Raw genomic sequence first — 25,543 nt, 5'->3', positions numbered from 1 at the left:
ATCGAGGAGCCCCACGCGATTCGTCATGGCTGCTACAGATCCTGTTTTGCCGGGTTTGGCTTATCCGCCGCGCCTTGAGCTGGGGGCGCAACTGACCCACGAACAATTGCTCAGCTCGATGCAGGCCACCATGGCCCGGCACAAGGGCGGACCGGTCTGGTTGTTCGCCTACGGCTCGCTGATCTGGCGGCCGGAGTGTTCGGCGGTGGAGCGGGTGCGCGGGCGGGTCCACGGTTATCACCGTGGCCTGTACCTGTGGTCCCATGAACATCGTGGTACGCCGGAACTGCCGGGGCTGGTGTTCGGCCTGGATCGCGGGGGTTCCTGCAGCGGCTTTGCCTATCGGTTGCCGGAGGACCAGCTGGAGGCGTCGCTCTACGCCCTGTGGCAGCGGGAGATGCCGGTGCCGTCCTATCGACCGCACTGGCTCAACTGTCGCCTGGAAACCGGGCAGACGGTGCAGGCCCTGGGGTTCGTCCTGGAGCGGCACCTGCCCAGCTATGCCGGCAACCTGCCCGACAGCATCCTGACCCAGGTGTTGCAGAGTGCCTGCGGGCGTTACGGTACCACCCGGGACTATGTCGAGCAGACCGCCAGCGCCTTGCGCAGCCACGCGATGCCGGATCGTAACCTGGAGGCGCGGCTCAAGCGCTGCCGTTCAGGCTCACACTGAGTACCAGGAGTACGCAAGTGAGGTGTCTTGCGCTGGACCCTTGTGGGGAGCCAGCTTGCTGGCGATAGCGGTGCTGCTATCGCCGCAGGCTGTGTCGAATGGCGGCCTTTGGCGGATCGCCAGCAAGCCGGCTCCCACAGGGTGAGGTGGGTCAGGCGATCGCGCTACGGCTCGTGCTGGCAGCCCGGGTGTGCCACAGGGTCGGTGCCAGGAACGCCATGGACAGCAGGCAGGCCACTACCAGCAGGACGAAACCGCCATCCCAGCCGAAGTGGTCGACGGTGTAGCCCATCGCCGCGCTCGCTGCGACCGAACCGCCCAGGTAACCGAACAGGCCGGTGAAGCCGGCAGCGGTACCTGCGGCTTTCTTCGGTGCCAGTTCCAGCGCCTGCAGGCCGATCAGCATCACCGGGCCGTAGATCAGGAAGCCGATGGAAAACAGCGCGATCATGTCGATGGTCGGGTTGCCGGCCGGATTGAGCCAGTACACCAGCGTCGCCACGGTCACCAGGCCCATGAACACCATGCCGGTCAGGCCCCGGTTGCCACGGAAGATCTTGTCCGACATCCAGCCGCACAGCAGCGTGCCCGGAATCCCTGCCCACTCGTAGAAGAAGTAGGCCCAGGAGGTCTTGTCGACGTCGAAGTGCTTGGCTTCCTTGAGGTAGGTCGGTGCCCAGTCCAGCACGCCGTAGCGCAGCAGGTAGACGAAGACGTTGGCCATGGCGATGTACCAGAGCATCTTGTTGCGCAGCACGTACTTGACGAAGATTTCCTTGGCGCTGAACTCGCTTTCGTGGCTGGCGTTGTAGCCTTCGGGGTAGTCGTCCTTGTACTGCTCGATCGGCGGCAGGCCGACCGACTGCGGGGTGTCGCGCATCGTGATGAAGGCAAAGGCCGCAACGGCCAGGGCCACGCTCGCCGGGACGTAGAACGCCGCATGCCAGTCGTTGAACCAGCCCATGCCGAGCAGGAACAGCGGGCCGATCAGGCCACCGCCGACGTTGTGCGCCACGTTCCACACCGAGACCACGCCGCCGCGTTCCTTCTGCGACCACCAGTGCACCATGGTCCGTCCGCTGGGCGGCCAGCCCATGCCCTGGGCCCAGCCATTGATGAACAGCAGGATGAACATCATGGTCACGCTGGAGGTTGCCCAGGGCGCGAAACCGAAAATGAACATGATCGCGGCCGAGATCAACAGGCCGAAGGTCAGGAAGTAGCGAGGGTTGGAGCGGTCGGACACCAGCCCCATGAGGAACTTCGACAGGCCGTAGGCGATGGCGATCGCCGACATCGCCACGCCCAGGTCACCCCGGCTGTAGCCCTCGTCGATCAGGTACGGCATGGCCAGGGAGAAGTTCTTGCGCAGCAGGTAGTAGCCGGCATAACCGAAGAAGATCCCGGCGAAGATCTGCCAGCGCAGGCGTCGGTAGGTGCTGTCGATTTTTTCCTCGGGCAGCGGTGCCCGGTGTGCGGCAGGTCGAAAGAAGGCAAACATTCAAGGGCTCCAGGTTTCTTGTTTTGACTGCGGATGCGAATGTTACATTTTCGTTACCGAAAATAGCAGGCTTTCTCATCCGCAAATGTAGGAAATGGAGTGTTCTTGATGTTGTTTTATGAACATGTCGCGAAGGAATAAATGAAGGACGCTTTCAGGGCGTGCCACCATCGTCTGGCAGCAGGTGCTCCTGGATCTTCTCGCTGCGGGACTGGATCAACTGCCCATGGTCGTCGAAGCGCAGCACGAGCAGCCAGTCATAGACATCCTCCGGCCAATGTTTCTGGCCGATGATCTTTTTCACATCCGCGCCGAAGGCCCCGATCAGGTTGTCGATCTGGCCGTGATGCCAGGCAATCAGCAGCACCGCTGCCCGGTTGGTCTTGCCCAGCGACTTGACCAGCTTGTCCACGTCCTTGTCGGCGTAGGGCTGTTCGATCGGCAGTTGCAGGCGTTGCGACAGTGGGGTGAGGGTCAGGCGCGGGCGGTCGCTTTGCTTGCTGTCGCTGGTGGCGATCAGCCGTTGGGGAATGAGGTCCTGGCCTTCGAGTTGCAAGGGGGCGAAGTAGTGGGCGTAGGCCTGGGCGCGTTGTTCGCCTTTGGGGCTGAGGCCACGACCCTGGTCGGGCTTCTCCGCGTGCCGGACGATCAGCACCGTGGCATTGCTCAGGCCCGGCGTTGTCTTGTCGTCCTGGTGGGCCTGGGCGGTGAAGGGCAGCACCAGGGCCGATAGCAGCAGGGCGCCGGGCAGCAGCTTTTGCAGCAGGGGAATCATCGAATTGCCTCCATGGGGTAGAAAAAGCGCCCGTGATGGGCGCTTCCTGTCCGTGGGGCTGAATATAGCCCTGTTCGCTGCCGGCGCCTCGTGAAACCCGCTTCAGCGTACCTGCACCACCACCTTGCCCACCGCCTTGCGCTGGCCCAGGTCGTCGATGGCTCTGGCCGCTTCAGCCAGCGGATAGGTCTGCGACACCAGCGGCTTGAGCTTGCCCTCGGCGAACCAGGCGAACAATTGCTGGAAGTTTGCCGCGTTGTCCTGGGGCTGGCGCTGGGCGAATGAGCCCCAGAACACCCCGACCACCGCGGCGCCCTTGAGCAGCGCCAGATTCACCGGCAGTTCGGGGATGCGCCCGCTGGCGAAGCCCACCACCAGCAGCCGGCCATTCCAGGCAATGGCGCGTACGGCCTGGTCGAACAGGTCGCCGCCCACCGGGTCGTAGATCACGTCGGCACCGTTGCCATCGGTCAGGCGCTTGATCTCGTCCTTGAGGCTGGTTTCGCTATAGTTGATCAGTTCGTCGGCACCGGCGGCCTTGGCCACCGCGAGTTTTTCGGCGCTGCTGGCCGCGGCGATCACCCGTGCACCCATGGCCTTGCCGATCTCCACCGCCGCCAGGCCGACACCGCCGGAGGCGCCGAGCACCGCCAGGGTCTCCCCCGGTTGCAACCGGGCGCGCTGCTTGAGCGCGTGCATCGAGGTGCCGTAGGTCATGCTGAAGGCTGCGGCGCTGGTGAAATCCATCGTGGCCGGAATCGGCAGCACGTTGTAGCCCGGTACCGCCACTTCCTCGGCAAAGCTGCCCCAGCCGGTCAGGGCCATGACCCGGTCACCGACCTTGAGGTGGCTAATCTTTTCTCCCACGGCCGTGACCACCCCGGCCGCTTCGCCACCGGGCGAGAACGGGAAGGGCGGCTTGAACTGGTACTTGCCCTCGATGATCAGCGTATCCGGGAAGTTCACCCCGGCAGCATGCACCTGCAGCAGGATTTCGTTCTTTTTCGGCGTCGGACTCGCGATTTCCTCCAGCACCAGCGTTTCGGCAGTGCCGAAGGCTTTGCACAGTACGGCTTTCATCGGGCTATTCCTTTGGGAGTGGTGGCCGATAAGTGTAGGAGCGTGAGTCGAAGGGTCAACGAGCATGCCCTGGCCTGATAGTCGCCTATAAGCTTTGTGCTTGGGCTCGACGGCAGGGCTCGCTATGCTAGACCGCAACCAGGATTGAGGAGCGAATCGTGAAAGCGTGGATCATGTTGATGGTGGCCTTGTCGCTGCCGATGGCGGCAATGGCGGAAGAGGCCAAGGAAGGCGAGGGCGCGGCGCCCAAGGTCAGCTATATCAGCCTGACCCCGCCGTTCGTGGGCAACTATGGCCTGGACGGCAGCCCCAAGCTCAAGGTCTACAAGGCCGACGTGGCGGTGCGTGTGACCGGTGACGCGGCGGCCCAGGCGGTCAAGGCCAACGAGCCGTTGATCCGCAACCAGTTGGTGGCGCTGTTCGCCCAGCAGACCGTGGACTCGATGAGCAACGTCGAAGCCAAGGAAAAGATGCGTCAGGAAGCCCTCAAGCAGGTCCAGCAGGTGCTGACCGACGAGACCGGCAAGCCGCAGGTGGAAGACCTGCTCTTCAACAACCTGATCGTACAGTGAGCCGGCATTTGTCGTGTCGGCCCGGGTGTTTTCGCGGGCAAGCCGCGCTTCTACCGTCTTGAGTCGTATTGGTAGGCGCGCGGCTTGCCCGCGCATGGGCCGCCGCCGTCAACGCAAGGCCAGAACCGCTGCCCACTGCTCTGCCGTCACCGGCATCACCGACAGGCGGCTGCCTTTGTGCACCAGTGGCATTTGCGCCAGTGCGGCCTGCTGTTTCAGGTAGCCGAGCCCGAGCACCTTGGCGAAGGTCTCGACATGCCCGACCTGCAGGGCGCTCCAGGGATTCTTCTCGGGCGTGGCCTTGGGGTCGTGGTAGTGGCTTTGCGGGTCCAGCGCCGTCGGGTCCGGGTAGGCCGCCGCGACGATCCTGCCGATTCCGGCAATCCCCGGCTCCGGGCAACTGGAGTGATAGAAGAAGAACTCGTCGCCAACCGCCATGGCCCGCAGGAAGTTGCGCGCCTGGTAGTTGCGGACACCGTCCCAGCGGGTTTCGCCCAGCTTGGCCAGGCCTTCGATCGAGAGCTCGTCCGGCTCGGATTTCATCAGCCAGTAGGCCATGGTGGTGCTCCTTGGGCAGTTTGTCGGGCAATTTCACACAAACCGACGGTCGGTTGACGCCAGCGTTTGCGTAGTGGTTCACGTTATCGCAAAATGCCGGAATTTTAAGCTTGACGCTGCTGCACGGCCTAATCATCAAACCGCTGCTGTCATCGTATGTGATTTGCCTAGGGGGGCAATCGATGAAACGCAAACCGGATTTACTATGGACTTTGGTTATTTTGTTCGGTTTGGGTGTGGTGACAACGGGTTATGCCCAGGGCCTGTGGTCCGGCAAGAAGGACGCTCCCGTCGAGATCGCCCAGCAGCAGCCCCAGCAGTCGACCCTGTTCAAGCGTTGATCCCGCCAGAAAGGCGTCGCCATTCGCGTTGACGCCCTTGTTCCACTCGCTTCAGCCTGCGATATACCACGCACTGCCTGTGACCGTTCCGCGCAGCGGCACATCCCAACTGGCCTGATCCAGTCTCGCCACTTTCTGGCATTCATGGGCCAGCCCCAGCAGCGTCGGCTTGCGCCAGCTCTTGCGGCGCGACTGATAGGCCAGGCTGCGATCGTAGAAGCCGCCGCCCATGCCCAGGCGTCCGCCGAGCGGGTCGAAACCGACCAGCGGCAGCAGCACCAGGTCGAGCGCCCAGACCTTGCGCTGGGCGGCCGGGTTGATTCGTGGTTCGAGAATGCGGAAGCGGTTGGGCCGCAGCTTTTCCCCGGGGCGAATCCGCTGGAACACCATCTTGGTCCGCGGCCAGGCGCTCAGCACCGGCAGATAGGTGTGCTTGCCACGACGCTGGGCCTCGCGCAGCAGCAGGCGCGGATCGATTTCGCCGTCGGTCGGCAGGTACAGGGAAACATGGCGGGCACGGCGGAACAGCGGGTGTTGCGCCAGTTGCCGATACAGGCCGCGTGCGGCCTGGCGTTGCTCGCCGGGCGTGAGGGCGCGGCGCGCCTTGCGCAGCAGTCGTCGAAGTTGCGGGCGGGAAAGCGGCGCAGGTTCGGTCATGGATTCGTGCTGCAGGCAGTGGAGCGGCCAGGACGGCGGCCCGTGAAGACCCCTGTCGGCATTCACCGACATGGGCCTGGAAATCAGGCTCCCCGGATGAACCGCTGTCGACTTAGCCCTTGAACCCGAGAGTTCAAGGTGGAAGGTGCAGTAGGCGTTAAGGCTTTCCGTCTAGCGGACATGCACACCGGCCCAACGTGCAAATTCCAGGGTAGTGCAAATCGGCTCAGGGACATCGTCAACTGGCAAGCACCCCAGGGAGTGATGCCAGTATAACCGAAAGGGCTGTGGGAATCAGCCTTTGCTGGTGTCCGAATCGGAAGACAGCACCAGGTCGACCCGCTCAAGCAGGTCACGCACCTGTTCGCGTGTCGAACTGCTGGCCTGCACATCTGGGCGCTCCTGTTTGTGCAGCAGGTCGTGGGTGATGTTCAGCGCGGCCATCACGGCGATGCGGTCGGCACCGATCACCTTGCCGCTGCTGCGGATCTCGCGCATCTTGCCATCCAGGTAGCGCGCGGCGCTGATCAGGTTGCTGCGTTCTTCCTGGGGACAGATGATCGAATACTCTTTATCGAGTATCTGCACGGTAACGTTATTGCTTGAACTCATGAGTCTTGCTCCAGGGCCTTGAGGCGCGTAATCATCGATTCAACCTTGCGCCGGGCGATTTCGTTCTTTTCAATAAGGTGTGCGCGCTCCTCGCGCCAGGTCTTTTCCTGAGCTAATAGGAGTCTGTTTTGGCTTTTTAGTTGCTCGACCCGGGTAATCAACAGTTCGAGTCTGGCCATCAGCGCGTGCAGGTCGTTGTCTTCCATTCATTATCTACTTTGATGTCGACTGAATATGACTGATGAGCGGTCGTGACTGGAGCGTTTGGGCTCTGTGCGAAATGTATCGGCGCTCGCCCAGGCCGCGCTGAAAACATTTCGTCCAGACCCTGGCAAACGAGTTGTCCGCCTCGATGGTCTTGGCGGGCCCTCGAATGCTAGGATACAAGGCCTTCATTCTAGACATTGCGCCGTTCGGCGCCTAGCCGCCCATGCCTATTCAGAATTCCCCCTATAACGCCTTTGCCACCCTGCTGAGCAGCAATGGCCATCCGGTCTCGCCGGCCGAACTGCACGGCCTGTTGCTCGGTCGCAGCTGCGCCGGTGCCGGCTTCGAGGCCGACAGCTGGCTGGTGGATGCCGCCGAACTGCTCGAAGGCGAGCCGCAGGACAACGTGCGCAACGCCCTGATCGGCCTGCAGGAGATGGTCAAGGGCGAACTGACCAGCGACGACATGACCGTGGTCCTGCTGCTGCCGAGCGACGACGCGCCGCTGACCGAACGTGCCGCCGCGCTGGGCCAGTGGTGCCAGGGCTTTCTCGCCGGTTTCGGCCTGACCTACCGTGCCAATGCCCTGAGCATCGAGGCCACCGAGGTGCTGCAGGACCTGGCCGCCATCGCCCAGGTCCAGGACGCCCTGGAAGAGTCCGACGACGGCGAGAACGACTACATGGAGGTCATGGAATACCTGCGTGTCGCGCCGCTGCTGCTGTTCACCGAGGTCAACAAGCCGGCCGAGCCGGCTGCCAAGCCTTCGCTGCACTGAGTTCGAAAGGGAGTTCCGTCTGCCCATGATCCATATCCCGAAAGCGGAATACGCCCGGCGGCGCAAGGCGCTGATGGCGCAGATGGAACCCAACAGCATCGCGATCCTGCCGGCGGCTGCGGTGATGATCCGCAACCGCGATGTCGAGCATGTCTATCGCCAGGACAGCGACTTCCAGTACCTCAGCGGTTTCCCCGAGCCCCAGGCGGTGATCGTGCTGATCCCCGGCCGGGCCCACGGCGAATACGTGCTGTTCTGTCGCGAACGCAACGCCGAGCGCGAACTCTGGGACGGCCTGCGTGCCGGCCAGGAGGGCGCGATCCGTGACTACGGGGCGGACGACGCATTTCCCATCAATGATATCGACGACATCCTGCCGGGCCTGATCGAAGGGCGCGACCGGGTGTATTCGGCGATGGGCAGCAACCCGGAATTCGATCGGCACGTGATGGACTGGATCAACGTGATCCGTTCCAAGGCCCACCTCGGCGCGCAGCCGCCGAACGAATTCGTTGCCCTGGATCATCTGCTGCACGACATGCGCCTGTATAAATCGGCGGCAGAAGTGAAGGTCATGCGCGAGGCCGCGGCGATTTCCGCCCGCGCCCATGTGCGGGCCATGCAGGCGGCGCGGGCCGGCCTGCATGAGTTCAGCCTGGAAGCCGAGCTGGACTACGAGTTCCGCAAGGGTGGGGCGAAGATGCCGGCCTACGGTTCGATCGTTGCCGCCGGACGCAACAGTTGCATCCTGCACTACCAGCAGAATGACGCGGTGCTCAAGGAGGGTGACCTGGTGCTGATCGACGCTGGCTGCGAAATCGACTGCTATGCCAGTGATATCACCCGTACCTGGCCGGTCAGCGGCAAGTTTTCGCCCGAGCAGAAGGCGATCTACGAACTGGTGCTGGCTGCCCAGGAAGCGGCGTTCGCCGAGATCGCCCCGGACAAGCACTGGAACCAGGCGCACGAGGCGACGGTGCGGGTCATCACCCGCGGCCTGGTGGAGCTGGGGCTGCTGGAAGGCGACGTTGACGAGCTGATCGAAACCGAGGCCTATCGGGCCTTCTACATGCATCGCGCCGGCCACTGGCTGGGGATGGATGTGCATGATGTCGGCGACTACAAGGTCGGCGACCAATGGCGCGTGCTGGAGGTCGGCATGGCGCTGACAGTGGAGCCGGGGATCTACATTTCCCCCGACAACCAGAACGTGGCGAAGAAATGGCGCGGCATTGGCGTGCGCATCGAGGACGACGTGGTGGTGACCAGGCAAGGTTGTGAAATTCTGACCGGCGGTGTGCCCAAGACCGTGGCCGAGATCGAGGCCCTGATGGCCGCTGCGCGGGTGTCTGCAGCATGAGCCGGGCCAATCTGGCGATCATCGGCGGTGGCCTGGTCGGCGCCAGCCTGGCCCTGGCGTTGCAGGCCGGGGCCAAGGCACGTGGCTGGAAGATCGTGCTGATCGAACCCTTCGCCCCCGGCGACAGCTACCAGCCGAGCTATGACGCGCGTTCGTCGGCGCTGTCCTTCGGCTCCCGGCAGATCTACGAACGTCTGGGGCTGTGGCAGCCGATTGCCCAGCGCGCCGAGCCGATCAGGCAGATTCATGTGTCCGACCGCGGCCGTTTTTCCACGGCACGGCTGTCGGCCATGGAAGAGGGCGTGCCGGCCCTGGGCTATGTGGTGGAGAACGCCTGGCTCGGCCAATGCCTCTGGCAGGGGCTGGACCAGGAGGTGGTCAGTTGGCGCTGCCCGGCCGAGGTGACCCGCCTGCAGCCACTGGAAGGCGGCTATCGCCTGAGCCTCAACGATGACACCGTGCTCGACTGCGAGCTGGCCGTGCTGGCCGACGGTGGCCGTTCCGGCCTGCGCGAGCAACTGGGGATCGGCGTGCGCAAGCGGCCGTACAACCAGAGCGCGCTGATCGCCAATATTTCACCGGGCGAAGCCCATCACGGCATGGCCTTCGAGCGGTTCACCGACGAAGGGCCGATGGCCCTGCTGCCGTTGCCGGACAACCGTTGTGCACTGGTCTGGACCCGGCTCGGGATGGACGCTCAACGGCTCGCGCAACTGGACGAGCGCAGCTTCCTCAGCGAGTTGCAGGGTGTGTTCGGTTATCGCCTCGGCACCCTGAAGCAGGTCGGTGCGCGACACCTGTACCCGTTGACCCTGGTGGAGGCCGAGGAACAGGTCCGCCCGCACCTGGCGGTGCTGGGCAACGCGGCCCATAGCCTGCATCCGATTGCCGGACAGGGCTTCAACCTGTCCCTGCGCGATGCCCAGGCCCTGGCTGAAGCCTTGCTGGCCAGCGAGGCGCCACTGGGCGACTTTGCGACCCTGCGCGGCTACCAGGAACGCCAGCGCCTGGACCAGACACTGACCGTCGGTTTCTCCGATCGGGTCACCCGGCTGTTCGGCAGCGGCCAGCCGCTGGTCGCCCTGGGGCGCAACCTTGGCCTGCTGGGCCTGGACCTGCTGCCGCCGGCCAAGCGCTGGTTCGCCCGCCAGGCCATGGGCCTGGGAACGCGTGCCGATGTCTAGAGTCTTGTGGTGTCTCTGGCCACCACGAATCCTGTAGGAGCCGGGCTTGCCCGCGAAGGGGCCATCAAGGCCGCCAAAAAGCTTCGCGGGCAAGCCCGGCTCCTACATCACTTGCTAAGGTTTGAAGCATGGAAATGCGCGCAGATGTGCTGATTGTCGGGGCCGGGATGGTGGGCAGTGCCCTGGCCCTGGCGTTGAAAGACAGTGGCCTGCAGGTGCTGCTGCTCGACGGCGGGCCGATGAGCGTCAAACCGTTCGATCCGCTGGCGCCGTTCGAAGCTCGGGTGAGTGCCCTGTCGGCCGCCAGCCAGCGCATTCTCGAGCGCCTGGGTGTATGGCCCGGCATTGCCGGGCGGCGCGCCAGTCCCTACCGCGACATGCAGGTCTGGGACGGCAGCGGTACCGGGCAGATTCACTTCTCGGCGGCCAGTGTGCATGCCGAGGTGCTCGGGCATATCGTCGAGAACCGGGTGGTCCAGGACGCCTTGCTCGATCGCCTGCACGACTGCGACATGGGCCTTCTGGCCAATGCGCGGCTGGAGCAGATGCGCCGCTCCGGCGATGACTGGCTGCTGACCCTGGCCGACGGTCGCAAGCTGCGTGCGCCGCTGGTGGTGGCCGCCGACGGCGCCAATTCGGCGGTGCGGCGCCTGGCCGGTTGTGCAACGCGGGAATGGGATTACATGCATCATGCCATTGTGACCAGCGTGCGCAGCAGCCAGCCGCACCGGATGACCGCCTGGCAGCGTTTTACCGACGACGGTCCGCTGGCGTTCCTGCCGCTGGAGCGTGACGGCCAACAGGACTGGTGTTCGATCGTCTGGTCGACCACCCCGGGTGAGGCGGAGCGCCTGATGGCACTGGATGAAGCCAGCTTCCGCCATGAGCTGGAGCGCGCCTTCGAAGGGCGCCTCGGCGAGGTGCTTGCCGTTGACCCGCGTGTCTGCGTGCCCCTGCGCCAGCGTCACGCCAAGAGTTATGTCGCCGAGGGGCTGGCGCTGATCGGTGACGCGGCGCATACCATCCACCCGCTGGCGGGGCAGGGCGTGAACCTGGGTTTCCTCGATGCCGCGGTGCTGGCCGAAGTGCTGCTGCGGGCGGTCGAGCGTGGCGAGCGGCTGGCCAGTGTGAAGGTGCTCAGCCGCTTCGAGCGTCGGCGCATGCCGCACAACCTGGGGTTGATGGCGGCGATGGAGGGTTTCGAGCGGCTGTTCCAGGCCGACCCGCTTCCGTTGCGCTGGCTGCGCAATACTGGCTTGAGGGTGGTCGACCAGGTGCCCGAGGCCAAGGCGCTGTTCGTGCGCCAGGCACTGGGCCTGACGGGGGATCTGCCGGAGCTGGCCAGGGCCTTGTAGGTGCCGGTGCCCGGTGTGTCCGCGAAAGTGTTCTGGAGAGCGCTGAAAGCTTGGCGGGCAAGCCCGGCTCCTACAGAAGCATGAATCCTGACGCGCCTTGATAGGGCAGATGGGAAACCCGCGGTGAATCTGTGCAACATCTGGTAACGCCTCCGTGCCGACTTCGGTTGAGGGCGCAAATGTGAGTCACTATCATTTCGCGCTTACTTGCGCACTTGAGGGAACGCTCCCATGCCGGCACCGAAGCGTCTACTGACAGCCCTGGCCCTGACCCTGATGGCGGGCGCCGCCCACGCTGCCGATGAGGTGGTGGTCTACTCCTCGCGAATCGACGAACTGATCAAGCCGGTGTTCGATGCCTATACCCGGAAGACCGGGGTCAAGGTGAAATTCATTACCGACAAGGAAGCGCCGCTGATGCAGCGGATCAAGGCCGAAGGCGAGAATGCCACCGCCGACCTGCTGCTGACCGTCGATGCCGGCAACCTCTGGCAGGCCGAACAGATGGGTATCCTGCAGCCCTTCACCTCGAAGACGATCGACAGCAACATCCCGCTGCAGTACCGCTCCTCGGCCCATCAGTGGACCGGCTTGAGCCTGCGCGCGCGAACCCTGGCGTATTCCACCGAGCGGGTGAAACCGGCGGACCTGACCACCTACGAGGCACTGGCCGACAAGCAGTGGGAAGGCCGCCTGTGCCTGCGTACGGCGAAAAAGGTCTACAACCAGTCGCTGACCGCCACCCTGATCGAGGTGCATGGCGCCGAGAAGACCGAGCAGATTCTCAAGGGCTGGGTGAACAACCTGTCCACCGACGTGTTCTCCGATGACATCGCGGTGCTCGAGGCGATCAACGCCGGGCAGTGCGACGTCGGTATCGTCAACACCTACTACTACGGGCGTCTGCACAAGCAGAACCCGAACCTGGCGGTGAAACTGTTCTGGCCGAACCAGGGTGATCGTGGCGTGCACGTGAACCTGTCGGGGATCGGCCTGACCAAACATGCCCCGCACCCGGAAGCGGCCAAGGCGCTGGTGGAGTGGATGACCACGCCCGAGGCCCAGCGGATCTTCGCCGATGTGAACCAGGAGTTCCCGGCCAACCCGGCGGTGCCGCCGTCGGCGGAAGTGGCGAGCTGGGGCAAGTTCGTCCCCGACGCCCTGCCGGTGGAAATTGCCGGCAAGCGCCAGGCCGAGGCGATCCGCCTGATGGACCGCGCCGGCTGGAACTGACAACACCATCCTATCTCTTGTAGGAGCGCGGCTTGCCCGCGAATGAGGCGATGCGGTGTTCCAGTGGCACTGCGTCATCGTTCTTCGCGGGCAAGCCACGCTCCTACAAGGGCGCTCACACACAACCCCAACCGAGAAGTTTCTTGGCCCATCCCATCCAACGCCGCTGGTACCCCCTGGTCTTCGCCGTCGCGGCCCTGGTGCTGTTGCCGCTGAGCGTATTGTTGCTGTCCTGGCAGTCGATCGACGCGCAGATCTGGACCCACCTCTGGGATACCCAGCTGCCACGCCTGCTGGGCAACACCCTGACCCTGGTGGCTGGCGTCGGGGTCGGTGTGACCCTGCTGGGTGTCAGCCTGGCCTGGCTCACCAGCCTCTGCGAATTCCCCGGCCGGCGCTGGCTCGACTGGGCGTTGATGCTGCCCTTCGCCATTCCGGCCTATGTGCTGGCCTTCGTTTTCGTCGGTCTGCTGGATTTCTCCGGCCCGGTGCAGACCCTGCTGCGCGAAGTCTTTGGCAGCGGCCTGCGGCTGCCGCGGGTGCGCTCCACCGGTGGGGTGATCCTGGTGCTGGTGCTGGTGTTCTACCCCTATGTCTATCTGCTGGCGCGCAGCGCGTTCCTGGCCCAGGGCAAAGGCCTGATGGAAGCGGCGCGGGTGCTCGGCCAGTCGCCCTGGCAGGCGTTCTGGCGGGTGGCCCTGCCGATGGCGCGGCCGGCCATCGGTGCCGGGGTCGCGCTGGCGCTGATGGAGACCCTGGCGGATTTCGGCGCGGTGTCGGTGTTCAACTTCGACACCTTCACCACCGCGATCTACAAGACCTGGTACGGCTTCTTCAGCCTGTCCAGTGCCGCCCAGCTGGCCAGCCTGCTGCTGCTCGCGGTGATGCTGGTGCTCTATGGCGAGCGGCGGGCCCGCGGTGCCAGCCGGGCCGGCAACGAGCGGCCCCGGGGCAGTGCGCTGTACCGCCTGCATGGCCTGAAGGCCTGGGCGGCTAGCGGCTGGTGCCTGCTGGTGTTCGCCTGCGCTTTCGTCGTGCCATTGCTGCAACTGCTGGCCTGGTTCTGGCGGCGCGGGCGCCTCGACCTGGATGAGCGCTACACCGGGCTGATCCTGCATACCCTGTACCTGGGCGGCATGGCTGCGCTGGTGACCGTGGCGGTGGCGATGCTGCTGGCCTTCGCCCGTCGCCAGGCGCCGACCCGGGCGATCCGCAGTGGCGTCAGCCTGGCCAACCTCGGTTATGCGTTGCCCGGCTCGGTGCTGGCGGTGTCGATCATGCTCGCCTTCAGTTACCTGGACCGCGAACTGGTGATCCCGCTGTCGAGCTGGTTCGGCGGGGCCGGCAAGCCCCTGCTGCTGGGCAGTCTCTCGGCCCTGCTGCTGGCGTACCTGGTGCGTTTCATCGCGGTGGCCTACGGGCCCTTGGAAAACAGCCTGGAGCGCATTCGGCCGTCGTTGCCGGAGGCCGCTCGCAGCCTGGGGGTGGGCGGGCCGCGACTGTTTTTCAAAGTGTATCTGCCGCTGCTGTTGCCCGGTACCCTGAGTGCGGCATTGCTGGTGTTCGTCGATGTGCTCAAGGAAATGCCGGCGACCCTGCTGATGCGCCCGTTCGGCTGGGACACGCTGGCGGTGCGGGTCTTCGAGATGACCAGCGAGGGCGAATGGGCGCGGGCCTCGTTGCCGGCCCTGACCCTGGTGCTGGTCGGCCTGTTGCCGGTGATCGGCCTGATCCGGCGTTCGGCAAGGCAAATCGGTTAGGTGCCAGGTCGGTTCCTTGCGGCTACAATGCGCGGCATTCGGTGTGGTCCGTCTGACAGACCGGGTTCCGGAATACGGCTCAAGGCCCCATTCATAAAGGGCTGAAGCCAGTCCGGCGCCTGTCCGCACCTTCGCCACGCCCGGAAGGAGAAACCCATGGGACAGCGCACGCCTCTGTATGACCTGCACCTCGCCCTCGGCGCGAAGATGGTCGATTTTGGCGGTTGGGATATGCCTCTGCACTACGGCTCGCAAGTCGAGGAGCACCACCAGGTGCGTCGCGACTGCGGGGTTTTCGATGTCTCGCACATGACGGTGATCGACGTCGCCGGCAGCCAGGCCAAGGCCTGGTTGCAGCACCTGCTGGCCAATGATGTCGAGCGACTCGACAGCCCGGGCCGCGCGCTCTACAGCGCCATGCTCACCGAGCAGGGCGGGGTGGTCGATGACATGATCGTCTACCGCACGGATGCCGGTTACCGGCTGGTGGTCAACGCGGCCACCCGCGACCAGGACCTGGCGTGGATGAACGCCAGGCTCACCGGCTTCGATGTCCAATTGCTGGAGCGTCCCGAGCTGGCGATGCTGGCGATCCAGGGCCCGCAGGCCCGGCACCGGATCAGCGAACTGGTGAGCCAGTCCCGCAGCCAACTGATCCAGCAGCTCAAGCCCTTCGAAGGCCGCAGTGACGGCGACTGGTTCATTGCCCGCACCGGCTACACCGGCGAGGATGGCCTGGAAATCGTGCTGCCGGCGCAGCAGGCCCCGGCGTTCTTCAACGACCTGGTCGGGGCCGGTATCTCGCCGATCGGCCTCGGTGCCCGCGATACCCTGCGCCTTGAGGCCGGGATGAACCTCTACGGCCAGGACATCGACCTGAATGTCTCGCCGTTGGCCTCCAACATGGCCTGGACCATCGCCTGGGAACCGACGGGGCGCGACTTCATCGGCCGCGCTGCCCTCGAGGCCGAAAAGGCGGCCGGGCCAAGCCTCAAACTGGTCGGTCTGGTGCTGGAGGAGCGCGGTGTCTTGCGTGCGCACCAGGTGGTTCGTATCGCCGACGTTGGCGAAGGAGAGATCACCAGTGGTAGTTTCTCTCCTACGCTTAGCAAGTCGATTGCTCTGGCGCGTGTTCCCGCAGCTACGGCCGACCGCGCTGAAGTTGAAATTCGCGGCAAATGGTACCCGGTTCGCGTGGTAAAGCCGACGTTCGTGCGTCATGGCAAAACCCTGGTCTGATCTTATCCGGCGAGCCTGTGCCGCAGGCCGCTGACACTTTTTCTCGAGGACTCTTGAATATGAGCGTTATCCCTAGCGATCTGCGTTATGCCCAAAGCCACGAATGGGCCCGCCTGGAAGCCGATGGTACGGTGACCGTCGGTATCAGCGACCACGCTCAGGAGGCGTTGGGGGATGTGGTGTTCGTCGAGTTGACCGAAGTCGGCAAGACCTTCGCGGCAGGCGATGCGGCGGGTGTGGTGGAGTCGGTGAAGGCCGCTTCCGATATCTATGCACCGGTGTCCGGTGAAGTGATCGCGGTGAACGAGGAACTGGCCGATTCGCCGGAGCTGCTCAACGAAGAACCCTACGAGTCGTGGATCTTCAAGCTCAAGCCGAGCGACAAGTCCGAGCTGGACAAGCTGCTGGATGCCGCTGGCTACAAGGCCTCCATCGGCGAGTAAATCGGGCGCAAGGCCCTGGGGCCCTATTCGCGGGCAAGCCACGCTCCTACAGTTTTGAGTCGTCCGTAACTTTGTGTACGACCGACAACCTGTAGGAGCGTGGCTTGCCCGCGAATAGGGCAGGCGCCTCGGTCTCAGCGCGACAGCGCCGCCTTGACCGCAGTCACTGCGCGCTCGACATCGGCCTGGGTGATCACGTTGAACATCGGCAACGAAACGATCAGGCGCCCGACCCGCTCGGCGATCGGGAACATGCCTTCCTTGAAGCCGCGGGCGCGGTACAGGCTCAGCAGGTGGATCGCCGGGTAGTGGTAGCCGATGCCGATGCCCTGCTGCTTCATGTCCTCCATGAAGGTATCCCGTGCCGGACGACCGTCCTGGCGCTCAGGCAGCACCAGCTGGAACATGTGCCAGTTGCTGTGGGTGAAGTCCTTCACCGGCAGTTGTGCGCCGTACTTCTCCTCGAAATCGCTGCCGAAGCACTCGAAGTAGTACTCGGCCATCGCCCGGCGATGGGCGGTGATGGCGTCGACCTGGGCGAACTGCCCCAGACCGATGGCCGCGGCGACGTCGGTCATGTTGAACTTGCCACCGAGCACGTCCACGTCCAGCCCGTCATGACCGCTGCGGGTCACGCCCTGCAGGCGATATTTCTCCGCCAGGCGTGCTTCCTCGGCATTGTTCAGCACCAGGCAGCCGCCCTCGGAGGAGGTGATGTTCTTGTTCGCCTGGAAGCTGAACGAGACGAAGTCGCCGAGGGCGCCGATCTTCTGGCCTTTCCACTCCGAACCCAGGGCCTGGGCGGCGTCTTCGACGATGCGCAGGTTGTGCTTCTTCGCGATGGCGTAGAGGCGGTCCATGTCCACCGGCAGGCCGGACAGGTACACCGGGATGATCGCCCGGGTGCGTGGGGTGATGGCGGCCTCGAGCTTGTCCAGGTCGATGTTGCGGGTCACCGGGTCGATGTCGGCGAACACCGGGGTGGCACCGACCTCGATGATCACGTTGGCGGTGGCGACCCAGGAAATCGGCGTGGTGATGACTTCGTCACCCGGGCCGATGCCGGCGATCCGCAGGGCGATTTCCATGGTGCAGGTGCCGGAGTTGAAGGTCCGCACCGGACGCCCGCCGAAGTATTCCGACAACTGGGCTTCGAAGGCCGCCACCTTGGGACCGCTGGTGATCCAGCCGGAACGCAGGACGTCGGCGACCGAGGCAATGGTCGCTTCGTCGATGGTGGGTTTGGCGAAAGGCAGGAAAGGAAGTTGGCTCATGGGGTCGTGACGTCCGATGTTTAGAGGCCGGGAAATGTTCCACAGGCGGTAAAGAGTAGACAGCAATGCCGCGATGCCATCGATCATACTGATTTGATGTGAAATTTCGGTGCTTTTTGCTGTCCTGACGCTGAACGGATGCTTCGCGGCAGTCGGGGTGGCGGGCTGCTATGCTGCTTGCACAGTGTTCGAAACGCGGTGCTCGCCCGTGTTGCCCAGCGCGCGCCGCCAGGAGAGAGCCCTAATGTCCGAGTTGCCGTCCCTGCGCCAGTTGCGAGACTCCCAGGCCTTTTTGCGCCGTCACCTGGGGCCCGATGCCAGCGAGCAGCAGGCGATGCTCGCCGCTCTCGGAGTGGCGAGCCGTGTCGAGCTGATCGAACAGACGGTACCGTCGGCGATCCGCCTGAACCGCGAGCTGGAGCTGCCGGCGGCCCTCGACGAGCAGGCGGCGTTGAGCCGGCTGCGTGGCTACGCCGAGCAGAACCAGCTCTGGACCAGCCTGATCGGCATGGGCTACCACGGCACCCTGACGCCGACGGTGATCCTGCGCAACGTGCTGGAAAATCCCGGCTGGTACACCGCCTACACCCCCTATCAACCGGAAATCGCCCAGGGGCGGCTGGAAGCCCTGCTCAACTTCCAGCAGATGACCATCGACCTGACCGGCCTGGAGCTGGCCAACGCCTCGCTGCTCGACGAAGCCACCGCGGCAGCCGAGGCCATGGCCCTGGCGCGGCGGGTGGCGAAGTCGAAAAGCAACCTGTTCTTCGTCGACGAACACTGTCATCCACAGACCCTTTCCGTGGTGCGCACCCGCGCCGAGGGCTTCGGTTTCGAATTGCTCGTCGGCCCTGTGGATAACTTGAGCCAACACAAGGTGTTCGGCGCATTGCTGCAGTACCCGGATACCCATGGCGAGGTTCGCGACCTGCGGCCGTTGATCGAGCAACTGCATGCCCAGCAGGCGCTGGCCTGCGTGGCCGCCGACCTGTTGAGCCTGCTGCTGCTGACGCCCCCGGCGAACTGGGTGCCGACGTGGTGTTCGGCTCGTCCCAGCGCTTCGGTGTGCCGATGGGCTATGGCGGGCCGCATGCGGCGTATTTCGCCACCCGCGACGAATACAAGCGGGCGATTCCCGGGCGCATCATCGGCGTCTCCCGGGATGCCCGCGGCAACCTGGCCCTGCGCATGGCGCTGCAAACCCGCGAGCAGCATATCCGCCGGGAGAAGGCCAATTCGAACATCTGCACGGCCCAGGTGCTGCTGGCCAACATCGCCGGTTTCTACGCGGTCTACCATGGCCCCGAGGGCCTGCGGCGCATCGCCCAGCGGGTTCATCGACTGACCTGCATCCTCGCCAGCGGCCTTGAGCGCAAGGGCATCGTCCGGCTCAACCGGCACTTCTTCGACACCCTGACTCTCGATGTCGGCGGCAGCCAGACGGCGATTCTCGAAAGCGCCCGGGCGGCGCGGATCAACCTGCGGATTCTCGGGCGCGGCCAGTTGGGCCTGAGTCTCGACGAAACCTCTGACGAAACCACGGTGGCGCGGCTGCTGGATATCTTCCTCGGGGTCGATCACGGGCTGGACGTCGCCGAACTGGACGCCGAGAGCCTCGATGCCGGTATCCCGGCGGAACTGCAGCGGACTTCCACGTACCTGACGCACCCGGTGTTCAACAGCCATCACAGCGAAACCGAGATGCTGCGCTACCTCAAGCAGCTGGAGAACAAGGACCTGGCCCTCAACCAGTCGATGATCCCGCTGGGCTCCTGCACCATGAAGCTCAATGCCAGCAGCGAGATGATCCCCATCACCTGGCCGGAATTCGCCAACCTGCACCCGTTCGCCCCCCGTGAACAGGCGGCGGGCTATACCGCGATGATCGCCGAGCTGGAGCGTTGGCTTTGCGCGATCACCGGCTTCGATGCGATCTGCATGCAGCCCAATTCCGGGGCCCAGGGCGAATACGCCGGGTTGCTGGCGATCCGCAAGTACCATGAAAGCCGCAAGCAGGGCGCGCGCAACATCTGCCTGATTCCGGCCTCGGCCCACGGCACCAACCCGGCCTCGGCGCAGATGGCCGGCATGCAGGTGGTAATCGTCGAATGCGACGATGCGGGCAACGTCGAGCTGGAAGACCTCAAGGCCAAGGCCCGGGAAGCCGGCGACAGGCTGTCCTGCCTGATGGCGACCTATCCCTCGACCCATGGCGTCTACGAGGAGGGCATCCGCGATATCTGTGAAGTTATCCACAACCATGGCGGCCAGGTGTACATGGACGGCGCCAACCTCAATGCCCAGGTCGGCCTGGCGCGTCCGGCGGATATCGGCGCCGACGTGTCGCACATGAACCTGCACAAGACCTTCTGCATCCCCCACGGCGGCGGTGGTCCGGGCATGGGGCCGATCGGCGTGCGTGCGCACCTGGCGCCGTTCGTCGCCAACCATCCGGTGGTGCCCATCGACGGCCCGCTGCCGCAGAACGGCGCGGTCAGCGCCGCACCCTGGGGCAGTGCGAGCATCCTGCCGATCAGCTGGATGTACATCGCGATGATGGGGCCACAACTGGCCGACGCCAGCGAGGTGGCGATCCTGGCCGCGAACTACCTGGCGCAACAGCTCGGCGGGGCGTTCCCGGTGCTCTACAGCGGGCGCAATGGCCGGGTCGCCCACGAGTGCATCCTCGATCTGCGTCCCCTCAAGGCACAGACCGGCATCAGCGAGGAGGACGTGGCCAAGCGGTTGATGGACTACGGCTTCCACGCGCCGACCATGTCGTTCCCGGTGCCGGGGACGCTGATGGTCGAGCCGACCGAGAGCGAGTCGAAAGCCGAGCTGGACCGCTTCGTCGAAGCCATGCTGAGCATTCGCGCGGAAATTGCCGAGGTGCAGAGCGGCAACTGGTCCGCCGAGGACAACCCGCTCAAGCGGGCGCCGCACACCCTGGCGGATATCACCGAGGGCTGGGAACGTCCCTACAGCATCGCCCAGGCGGTCGTGCCGACGGCGCACACCCGGGCCCACAAGTACTGGCCGACGGTGAACCGGGTGGACAACGTCTACGGCGACCGCAACCTGTTCTGCGCCTGTGTACCGCTGGACGACTATCGCTGAGCGCATCGCATGATGAAAAACGCCGACTGATCGTCGGCGTTTTTCATCGATTCAAGCTGCAAACCTGGCGATCACTCTTCGGCCAGGGCGTTCTTGGCCAGGATCGCATTGGCCAGCTCCATGTCGCTGGCCTTCAGGTCCGGGTTGTCGGCCCGCACTTTCTGCATGGCGGCTTCCAGGTAGGGTCCACGGATCGCACCATCGCTGGCGACGAAGCTGCCGGCGTCATCCTGGGCGGCGACGATCAGCTTGTGGTCCTTGAAGGTCAGGTAGGTCGAACCGGTGGTTGCGCCGGACGAAATGACGTTGCGCCAGAAGCCGTCGGCCATGGCCGAACCAATCGGGAGGGACAGCAACGCCAGGGTGGCGACAGCATATTTGAGACGCATGATGGTGACTCCGCTTGGGGTGATATGCAGCATTGGATTGTGCTCACCGAGACGGAGTTCCATTGCCCTCATTCAACTGTTTCGACCTGCAGGACGGTGCCGTGCTGCGCGATCACCCGGACCCGTGCGCCCACCTCGGCATCCGGGCCGGTGACCAGCCACACACCGTCGCCGACCTTGATCTTGCCGCGCCCGCCGCTGATCGGCGAATGCACCACGAAGACCCGGCCGATCAGCTCATGGCCGCGTTCGTTGAGCCCCGGTTGGTCGCTGACGATGTTGGCGGCGCGCTGGCGCTTCCACCAGAACACCGCGGTCAACACCGACAGCAGGCCGAACAGCAGGAACTGCAGGGTCCATGGCAGGCCGGGGATGACGAAGGTCAGCACACCGACCACCGCGGCGGCGATGCCGACCCACAGCAGGTAGCCGCCGGTGCCGAACACCTCGAGGATCAGCAGCAGGGTGCCGAGGGCCAGCCAGTCCCAGAAGGACAGATGTTGCAGGAATTCCCACATGGCCGTTGCCTCAGGTCTTCTTGCCGTCGAAGGTGGCCTTGACGATTTCGCCGATGCCGCCGACCGCGCCGATGACCTGGCTGGCCTCCAGTGGCATGAGGATCACCTTGCTGTTGTTGGCCGAGGCCAGCCGGCCCAGGGTTTCGACGTACTTTTGCGCGACGAAGTAGTTCACCGCCTGGACGTTGCCGTTGGCGATCGCCTCGGACACCACCTGGGTGGCGCGGGCTTCCGCCTCGGCCTGCCGCTCGCGGGCCTCGGATTCGAGGAAGGCGGCCTGGCGGTTACCCTCGGCCTCGAGGATCTGCGCCTGCTTCTTGCCCTCGGCGGTGAGGATCGCCGAGGCGCGCAGGCCTTCGGCTTCGAGGATCTGCGCACGCTTGACCCGCTCGGCCTTCATCTGCCCGGACATCGCCGCCATCAGGTCGGCGGGCGGGCTGATGTCCTTGATCTCGATCCGGGTGATCTTGATGCCCCACGGCGCGGTGGCTTCATCGACGGTGCGCAGCAGGCGCTCGTTGATGGTGTCGCGCTGGCCGAGCATGGCATCGAGCTCCATGGAGCCGAGCACGGTGCGGATGTTGGTCTGCAACAGGTTGCGGATGGCATGTTCGAGGTTGTTCACCTCGTACGCGGCCTGGGCGGTGTTGACCACCTGGAAGAAGCACACGGCGTCGATCTGCACCGTGGCGTTGTCGGAGGTGATGACTTCCTGCGGCGGGATGTCCAGCACGCTTTCCATCACGTTGATCTTGCGCCCGATGCGGTCCATGACCGGGACGATGATGTTCAGGCCCGGCTTGAGGGTGGTGGTGTAGCGGCCGAAGCGCTCCACCGTCCATTGGTAGCCCTGGGGTACGACCTTGAAGCCCATGAAGACGATGGCGATGGCCAGGCCGACGAAGAGCAGAAGTACGCTGCCGATTTGCATGACGATTCCCTGTTCAAGTGATTACCGAGATACCGATAATGAGCTGATTGTAGCGACTCTGGCCCAGGAATAAGTGTGTCATTTGTGTTCAAGCCTGTAGGACGCAGCCCGTGCTAAGGTGCGGGTCATCGACTCTGCCGCGAGCACCCGATTGCGATGATCTTCGGTCCCGATCCGTCCGCCATCCTGTTCATTTTCCTGCTGGCCGCGCTGGCCGTGGTCAGCACGATCGGACTGCTGTGGGTGCTGGTGGCCCTGCTGTTCGCGCGTACGCGCCGTCACCTGCGGCGCAATTCCTGGCGCTACGGCTGCCTGATCGTGCCGGGCCTGATCTTCGCCGGGCTGGGCGGGGCGATGTTGCGGGAGTTCCAGCGCCTGGACGCGGCGTCCGAGGCCGAGCGCCAGGCGCTGAATCCGCGGTTGCAGGCCGAGCTGCGCCTGGGCGAGCTGAGCTTCCCGGCGGGCAGCCAGGCGCATCTGGGCACCCTCGACCCCGAGGACTGGCAGGGGAAACCGCAGGCGCACGGTCTGGACAGCCTGAAGTCGATCGAACTGGCAGCGCCCATCGAGATCCGGGGGATGCCGGTGTCGGCGATCGACTTCTCGCCGGGCTACAGCGATTCCAGCGTGCGCCTGGAACACGACCAGGTCATACAGGATTGGCCCTGTGCCGCAGGCACCTGGGCGAGTTTCCGGCGCGAGGCGCAGGACACGTACCGGCCGAGCCGCTGGCGTTTCAAGGAGTGCGCCCTGGTCCCCGGCGTGGGCGTGGCCGGCGTGACCTGGCCAGCGGGCACTGTGCTGCATGGCGACCGGGAGGGCTGGATGCTGCGCGCCGAAGACGCCGACAACCTCGACATCGCCCTCGATGGCCTGCACCTGTCCTCGCTGCGCATGTACCTCGACAGTCAACGGCGCACCGAGAGGTGGGATGGGCAACTGGCCCGTTCCACCACCCTGGGCGAGTGGCTTTATCCACAGGGCACGCGGGTGCGCGGCGACGAACGCGGCGCCTGGCTGTTCAGCCCGACCGGCGAGCAGGACGCGATCAACCGGCGCACCGGCGAGCAGATCGCCGAAGGACATTCGATTCTCCAGCGGCGCGGCGATGCCGCCCCGGTGAGCATCAAGCCCAACAGCGAGGTCGGGGTGATCGACTGGTTCGTCCTCACCCCGGCGAAATGAAGTGTTGCCCGCTCAACGTTGCTCGCTCTGGGGAGTGACCCGCAGCACCTCCTCGATGGTGGTCAGCCCCGCCGCGACCTTCTGTGCGCCGGACAGGCGCAGGCTGCGCATGCCTTCCTTGAACGCCTGGCGGCGCACCGCCAGCAGGTCGGTGTCGGCATGGATCAGCGCCTTGACGCTGTCGCTGAGCAGCATGATCTCGTAGACCCCGGCGCGGCCGCGGTAGCCGGTGTCGCGACATTCCAGGCAGCCGACCGCCTGTTGCGCGCCGCTGGGCAGGGGCGCCTGCCAGGGGCGGGTGAGGGTCTGCCAATCCTCCTCCGACAGCTCGTGCGGCGCCTTGCAGTGCGGACACAGGGTGCGTACCAGGCGCTGGGCCATGACCCCGAGCACGGTAGCCTTGATCAGGTAGTGCGGTACGCCCAGTTCGAGCAGGCGACTGATCGCGCTCGGCGCATCGTTGGTGTGCAGGGTCGACAGCACCAGGTGGCCGGTCAGGGCGGCCTGGATCGCCATCTCGGCGGTTTCCAGGTCGCGGATCTCGCCGATCATGATGATGTCGGGGTCCTGGCGCATCAGCGCGCGCACGCCGCTGGCGAAGGTCAGGTCGATATTGTGCTGGACCTGCATCTGGTTGAAGGCCGGCTCGACCATCTCGATCGGGTCCTCGATGGTGCAGAGGTTGACCTCCGAGGTCGCCAGTTTCTTCAGAGTGGTGTACAGCGTGGTGGTCTTGCCCGAGCCGGTGGGGCCGGTGACCAGGATGATGCCGTTGGGCTGGCGGGTCATGTCCTGCCAGCGGCGCAGGTCATCGGCGCAGAAGCCGAGCTGGTCGAAGTCCTTGAGCAATACCTCCGGGTCGAAGATCCGCATCACCATCTTCTCGCCGAACGCGGTCGGCAGGGTCGACAGGCGCAGCTCGACCTCGCCGCCGTCGGGGGTCTTGGTCTTGACCCGGCCGTCCTGTGGCTTGCGCTTTTCCGCGACGTTCATCCGGCCCAGGCTCTTGAGCCGGCTGACGATCGCCATGGTCACCTGGGGCGGGAACTGGTAGACGTTGTGCAGCACGCCGTCGATGCGAAAGCGCACGGTGCCCTGCTCGCGGCGCGGCTCGATGTGGATATCGCTGGCGCGCTGCTGGAAGGCGTACTGGAACAGCCAGTCGACGATGTTGACGATGTGCGCGTCGTTGGCGTCCGGCTCCTGGTCGCTGGCGCCGAGGTTCAGCAGCTGTTCGAAGTTGCCCAGGTTGTGGCCTTTCTGGTCGACCGTGCTGGCGCCGCTGACCGACTTGGCCAGGCGGAAGAACTCCACGGTATAGCGCTGGATATCCACCGGGTTGGCCACCACCCGCCGGATCGGCAGCTTGAGCACATGGCTCAGGTCGGCTTCCCAGCTGCGCACATGGGGCTGGGCGCTGGCCACGGTCACGCCGTCGTGATCGACCGCCACGGCCAGGATCTTATGGCGCTGGGCGAACGCATAGGACATCAGCGGCATGATCGCGGCGACGTCGATCTTCAGCGGGTCGATGCGCAGGTAGGGTTGGCCGGCCTGTTGGGCCAGCCACAGGGTCAGGTTTTCCAGGTCCAGCGGCTTGCCGGGGCGGCTCAGGTCGGGCAGGTGCTGGCTGGCGATGAACTCCAGGGGATGCAACTGGCTGTTCTGCGAGTTGCGCCGGGTGGTCATGGCGTGTTCGGCCGAGTCCTGGCTGATGAATCCCTGGCTGACCAGGTCGCGTAGCAGTTCGTTGAGGTCCAGCCAGTGATCCTGGTTGAGAGAGGCGACGGGCATGCGGGCT

At 64.9% G+C, this 25,543-nt stretch carries 24 protein-coding genes, 1 other RNA gene and 1 pseudogene; 13 read left to right on the top strand and 13 right to left on the bottom strand.

The window, feature by feature from the left end:
- The first annotated feature begins 25 nt into the window (after positions 1-25).
- The gene (locus ACZ5KU_RS30160; protein ID WP_054058502.1) at positions 26-673 is read left to right on the top strand and encodes a gamma-glutamylcyclotransferase; all 648 of its coding nucleotides are present in this window, start codon (positions 26-28) and stop codon (positions 671-673) included.
- Positions 674-824: 151 nt separating this feature from the next.
- On the opposite strand, the gene glpT is transcribed toward ACZ5KU_RS30160, so the two are convergent.
- The 3 genes from glpT to ACZ5KU_RS30145 all read right to left on the bottom strand — a co-directional run bounded on the left by glpT (position 825) and on the right by ACZ5KU_RS30145 (position 4,029).
- Positions 825-2,174 carry a glycerol-3-phosphate transporter gene (gene glpT / locus ACZ5KU_RS30155; RefSeq protein WP_054063599.1) on the bottom strand — a complete coding sequence of 450 codons (1,350 nt, stop codon included), beginning with the start codon at positions 2,172-2,174 and terminating at the stop codon, positions 825-827.
- A 154-nt stretch (positions 2,175-2,328) separates the two neighbouring features.
- Positions 2,329-2,949, bottom strand: coding sequence for a flagellar basal body-associated protein FliL (locus ACZ5KU_RS30150; protein ID WP_464736636.1), 621 nt, complete (start codon positions 2,947-2,949; stop codon positions 2,329-2,331).
- Between the two features lie 102 nt (positions 2,950-3,051).
- Positions 3,052-4,029, bottom strand: a complete 978-nt coding sequence (locus ACZ5KU_RS30145; protein WP_464736635.1) for an NADPH:quinone oxidoreductase family protein — start codon at positions 4,027-4,029, stop codon at positions 3,052-3,054.
- Positions 4,030-4,187: 158 nt separating this feature from the next.
- Here ACZ5KU_RS30145 and ACZ5KU_RS30140 point away from each other — a divergent pair, with 158 nt between their 5' ends.
- Positions 4,188-4,601: a flagellar basal body-associated protein FliL gene (locus ACZ5KU_RS30140; protein ID WP_054058506.1), complete on the top strand. Its 414-nt coding sequence runs from the start codon at positions 4,188-4,190 to the stop codon at positions 4,599-4,601.
- Between the two features lie 108 nt (positions 4,602-4,709).
- On the opposite strand, the gene ACZ5KU_RS30135 is transcribed toward ACZ5KU_RS30140, so the two are convergent.
- Complete coding sequence (locus ACZ5KU_RS30135) at positions 4,710-5,159, bottom strand: EVE domain-containing protein (RefSeq protein ID WP_054058507.1); 450 nt, start codon at positions 5,157-5,159, stop codon at positions 4,710-4,712.
- A 110-nt stretch (positions 5,160-5,269) separates the two neighbouring features.
- Between ACZ5KU_RS30135 and ACZ5KU_RS30130 the strand changes: the two genes are divergently transcribed.
- Entirely contained in the window at positions 5,270-5,500 is a 231-nt protein-coding gene (locus tag ACZ5KU_RS30130; protein WP_017902648.1) for a hypothetical protein, read from the top strand.
- 51 nt (positions 5,501-5,551) lie between these two features.
- Here ACZ5KU_RS30130 and ACZ5KU_RS30125 read toward each other — a convergent pair whose 3' ends face one another.
- The 4 genes from ACZ5KU_RS30125 to ACZ5KU_RS30110 all read right to left on the bottom strand — a co-directional run bounded on the left by ACZ5KU_RS30125 (position 5,552) and on the right by ACZ5KU_RS30110 (position 6,975).
- Positions 5,552-6,157 carry a 5-formyltetrahydrofolate cyclo-ligase gene (locus ACZ5KU_RS30125; RefSeq protein ID WP_416770935.1) on the bottom strand — a complete coding sequence of 202 codons (606 nt, stop codon included), beginning with the start codon at positions 6,155-6,157 and terminating at the stop codon, positions 5,552-5,554.
- 85 nt (positions 6,158-6,242) lie between these two features.
- Positions 6,243-6,421: non-coding RNA, 6S RNA (ssrS, locus tag ACZ5KU_RS30120), on the bottom strand.
- A gap of 30 nt (positions 6,422-6,451) precedes the next feature.
- Complete coding sequence (locus ACZ5KU_RS30115; RefSeq protein ID WP_054058508.1) at positions 6,452-6,769, bottom strand: cell division protein ZapA; 318 nt, start codon at positions 6,767-6,769, stop codon at positions 6,452-6,454.
- Positions 6,766-6,975 (bottom strand): TIGR02449 family protein, encoded by a 210-nt coding sequence (locus ACZ5KU_RS30110; protein WP_054058509.1) that lies wholly within the window; start codon positions 6,973-6,975, stop codon positions 6,766-6,768. The genes ACZ5KU_RS30115 and ACZ5KU_RS30110 overlap by 4 nt, the downstream gene beginning before the upstream one ends.
- A gap of 224 nt (positions 6,976-7,199) precedes the next feature.
- On the opposite strand from ACZ5KU_RS30110, the gene ACZ5KU_RS30105 reads away from it, so the two are divergent.
- From ACZ5KU_RS30105 to gcvH, 8 genes are all read left to right on the top strand, one after another.
- Positions 7,200-7,754, top strand: a complete 555-nt coding sequence (locus tag ACZ5KU_RS30105) for a YecA/YgfB family protein (protein WP_054058510.1) — start codon at positions 7,200-7,202, stop codon at positions 7,752-7,754.
- A gap of 25 nt (positions 7,755-7,779) precedes the next feature.
- Positions 7,780-9,114, top strand: a complete 1,335-nt coding sequence (gene pepP, locus ACZ5KU_RS30100; protein ID WP_054058511.1) for a Xaa-Pro aminopeptidase — start codon at positions 7,780-7,782, stop codon at positions 9,112-9,114.
- Complete coding sequence (ubiH, locus tag ACZ5KU_RS30095) at positions 9,111-10,298, top strand: 2-octaprenyl-6-methoxyphenyl hydroxylase (RefSeq protein ID WP_419737295.1); 1,188 nt, start codon at positions 9,111-9,113, stop codon at positions 10,296-10,298. Before pepP ends, ubiH begins: the two co-directional genes overlap by 4 nt.
- Before the next feature lie 134 nt (positions 10,299-10,432).
- Complete coding sequence (locus tag ACZ5KU_RS30090; protein WP_464737443.1) at positions 10,433-11,653, top strand: 2-octaprenyl-3-methyl-6-methoxy-1,4-benzoquinol hydroxylase; 1,221 nt, start codon at positions 10,433-10,435, stop codon at positions 11,651-11,653.
- Between the two features lie 231 nt (positions 11,654-11,884).
- Positions 11,885-12,886 (top strand): extracellular solute-binding protein, encoded by a 1,002-nt coding sequence (locus ACZ5KU_RS30085; RefSeq protein ID WP_054061502.1) that lies wholly within the window; start codon positions 11,885-11,887, stop codon positions 12,884-12,886.
- Between the two features lie 143 nt (positions 12,887-13,029).
- Positions 13,030-14,646 carry an ABC transporter permease gene (locus ACZ5KU_RS30080; RefSeq protein WP_416770928.1) on the top strand — a complete coding sequence of 539 codons (1,617 nt, stop codon included), beginning with the start codon at positions 13,030-13,032 and terminating at the stop codon, positions 14,644-14,646.
- A gap of 156 nt (positions 14,647-14,802) precedes the next feature.
- Positions 14,803-15,885: a glycine cleavage system aminomethyltransferase GcvT gene (gene gcvT, locus ACZ5KU_RS30075; protein WP_464736634.1), complete on the top strand. Its 1,083-nt coding sequence runs from the start codon at positions 14,803-14,805 to the stop codon at positions 15,883-15,885.
- Positions 15,886-15,944: 59 nt separating this feature from the next.
- The gene (gene gcvH / locus ACZ5KU_RS30070; RefSeq protein ID WP_054061165.1) at positions 15,945-16,328 is read left to right on the top strand and encodes a glycine cleavage system protein GcvH; all 384 of its coding nucleotides are present in this window, start codon (positions 15,945-15,947) and stop codon (positions 16,326-16,328) included.
- A gap of 134 nt (positions 16,329-16,462) precedes the next feature.
- Here the strand turns inward: gcvH and ACZ5KU_RS30065 are convergent, their stop codons facing one another.
- On the bottom strand, positions 16,463-17,602 hold the full coding sequence (locus ACZ5KU_RS30065) for a DegT/DnrJ/EryC1/StrS family aminotransferase (RefSeq protein ID WP_054061166.1): 1,140 nt from the start codon (positions 17,600-17,602) through the stop codon (positions 16,463-16,465).
- A 244-nt stretch (positions 17,603-17,846) separates the two neighbouring features.
- Between ACZ5KU_RS30065 and gcvP the strand changes: the two are divergent.
- Positions 17,847-20,719, top strand: a pseudogene (gene gcvP / locus ACZ5KU_RS30060) (aminomethyl-transferring glycine dehydrogenase).
- Between the two features lie 71 nt (positions 20,720-20,790).
- Here gcvP and ACZ5KU_RS30055 read toward each other — a convergent pair.
- The 3 genes from ACZ5KU_RS30055 to ACZ5KU_RS30045 all read right to left on the bottom strand — a co-directional run bounded on the left by ACZ5KU_RS30055 (position 20,791) and on the right by ACZ5KU_RS30045 (position 22,557).
- Entirely contained in the window at positions 20,791-21,108 is a 318-nt protein-coding gene (locus ACZ5KU_RS30055) for a DUF2388 domain-containing protein (RefSeq protein ID WP_054061175.1), read from the bottom strand.
- Between the two features lie 68 nt (positions 21,109-21,176).
- The gene (locus ACZ5KU_RS30050; protein ID WP_054061168.1) at positions 21,177-21,626 is read right to left on the bottom strand and encodes an NfeD family protein; all 450 of its coding nucleotides are present in this window, start codon (positions 21,624-21,626) and stop codon (positions 21,177-21,179) included.
- Positions 21,627-21,636: 10 nt separating this feature from the next.
- Positions 21,637-22,557 carry an SPFH domain-containing protein gene (locus ACZ5KU_RS30045; protein ID WP_054061169.1) on the bottom strand — a complete coding sequence of 307 codons (921 nt, stop codon included), beginning with the start codon at positions 22,555-22,557 and terminating at the stop codon, positions 21,637-21,639.
- Positions 22,558-22,713: 156 nt separating this feature from the next.
- Here ACZ5KU_RS30045 and ACZ5KU_RS30040 point away from each other — a divergent pair, with 156 nt between their 5' ends.
- Complete coding sequence (locus ACZ5KU_RS30040; protein WP_416770922.1) at positions 22,714-23,742, top strand: hypothetical protein; 1,029 nt, start codon at positions 22,714-22,716, stop codon at positions 23,740-23,742.
- 12 nt (positions 23,743-23,754) lie between these two features.
- Here the strand turns inward: ACZ5KU_RS30040 and tfpB are convergent, their stop codons facing one another.
- Complete coding sequence (tfpB, locus tag ACZ5KU_RS30035; protein ID WP_054061171.1) at positions 23,755-25,536, bottom strand: type IV pilus assembly ATPase TfpB; 1,782 nt, start codon at positions 25,534-25,536, stop codon at positions 23,755-23,757.
- Positions 25,537-25,543: the final 7 nt, after the last annotated feature.

It is taken from the genome of Pseudomonas sp. Tof1 (assembly GCF_055390395.1).
Note: the sequence above shows the minus strand (reverse complement) of the source record. Positions and strands in the feature narration are given on the sequence as shown.

Excerpts from the sequence above, each read along its gene's own strand:
- ACZ5KU_RS30160 (WP_054058502.1), top strand. The coding sequence starts at position 26 with ATGGCTGCTACAGATCCTGTTTTGCCGGGTTTGGCTTATCCGCCGCGC.
- glpT (WP_054063599.1), bottom strand. The coding sequence starts at position 2,174 with ATGTTTGCCTTCTTTCGACCTGCCGCACACCGGGCACCGCTGCCCGAG.
- ACZ5KU_RS30150 (WP_464736636.1), bottom strand. The coding sequence starts at position 2,949 with ATGATTCCCCTGCTGCAAAAGCTGCTGCCCGGCGCCCTGCTGCTATCG.
- ACZ5KU_RS30145 (WP_464736635.1), bottom strand. The coding sequence starts at position 4,029 with ATGAAAGCCGTACTGTGCAAAGCCTTCGGCACTGCCGAAACGCTGGTG.
- ACZ5KU_RS30135 (WP_054058507.1), bottom strand. The coding sequence starts at position 5,159 with ATGGCCTACTGGCTGATGAAATCCGAGCCGGACGAGCTCTCGATCGAA.
- ACZ5KU_RS30125 (WP_416770935.1), bottom strand. The coding sequence starts at position 6,157 with ATGACCGAACCTGCGCCGCTTTCCCGCCCGCAACTTCGACGACTGCTG.
- ACZ5KU_RS30115 (WP_054058508.1), bottom strand. The coding sequence starts at position 6,769 with ATGAGTTCAAGCAATAACGTTACCGTGCAGATACTCGATAAAGAGTAT.
- ACZ5KU_RS30110 (WP_054058509.1), bottom strand. The coding sequence starts at position 6,975 with ATGGAAGACAACGACCTGCACGCGCTGATGGCCAGACTCGAACTGTTG.
- ACZ5KU_RS30105 (WP_054058510.1), top strand. The coding sequence starts at position 7,200 with ATGCCTATTCAGAATTCCCCCTATAACGCCTTTGCCACCCTGCTGAGC.
- pepP (WP_054058511.1), top strand. The coding sequence starts at position 7,780 with ATGATCCATATCCCGAAAGCGGAATACGCCCGGCGGCGCAAGGCGCTG.
- ubiH (WP_419737295.1), top strand. The coding sequence starts at position 9,111 with ATGAGCCGGGCCAATCTGGCGATCATCGGCGGTGGCCTGGTCGGCGCC.
- ACZ5KU_RS30090 (WP_464737443.1), top strand. The coding sequence starts at position 10,433 with ATGCGCGCAGATGTGCTGATTGTCGGGGCCGGGATGGTGGGCAGTGCC.
- ACZ5KU_RS30085 (WP_054061502.1), top strand. The coding sequence starts at position 11,885 with ATGCCGGCACCGAAGCGTCTACTGACAGCCCTGGCCCTGACCCTGATG.
- gcvT (WP_464736634.1), top strand. The coding sequence starts at position 14,803 with ATGGGACAGCGCACGCCTCTGTATGACCTGCACCTCGCCCTCGGCGCG.
- gcvH (WP_054061165.1), top strand. The coding sequence starts at position 15,945 with ATGAGCGTTATCCCTAGCGATCTGCGTTATGCCCAAAGCCACGAATGG.
- ACZ5KU_RS30065 (WP_054061166.1), bottom strand. The coding sequence starts at position 17,602 with ATGAGCCAACTTCCTTTCCTGCCTTTCGCCAAACCCACCATCGACGAA.
- ACZ5KU_RS30055 (WP_054061175.1), bottom strand. The coding sequence starts at position 21,108 with ATGCGTCTCAAATATGCTGTCGCCACCCTGGCGTTGCTGTCCCTCCCG.
- ACZ5KU_RS30050 (WP_054061168.1), bottom strand. The coding sequence starts at position 21,626 with ATGTGGGAATTCCTGCAACATCTGTCCTTCTGGGACTGGCTGGCCCTC.
- ACZ5KU_RS30045 (WP_054061169.1), bottom strand. The coding sequence starts at position 22,557 with ATGCAAATCGGCAGCGTACTTCTGCTCTTCGTCGGCCTGGCCATCGCC.
- ACZ5KU_RS30040 (WP_416770922.1), top strand. The coding sequence starts at position 22,714 with ATGATCTTCGGTCCCGATCCGTCCGCCATCCTGTTCATTTTCCTGCTG.
- tfpB (WP_054061171.1), bottom strand. The coding sequence starts at position 25,536 with ATGCCCGTCGCCTCTCTCAACCAGGATCACTGGCTGGACCTCAACGAA.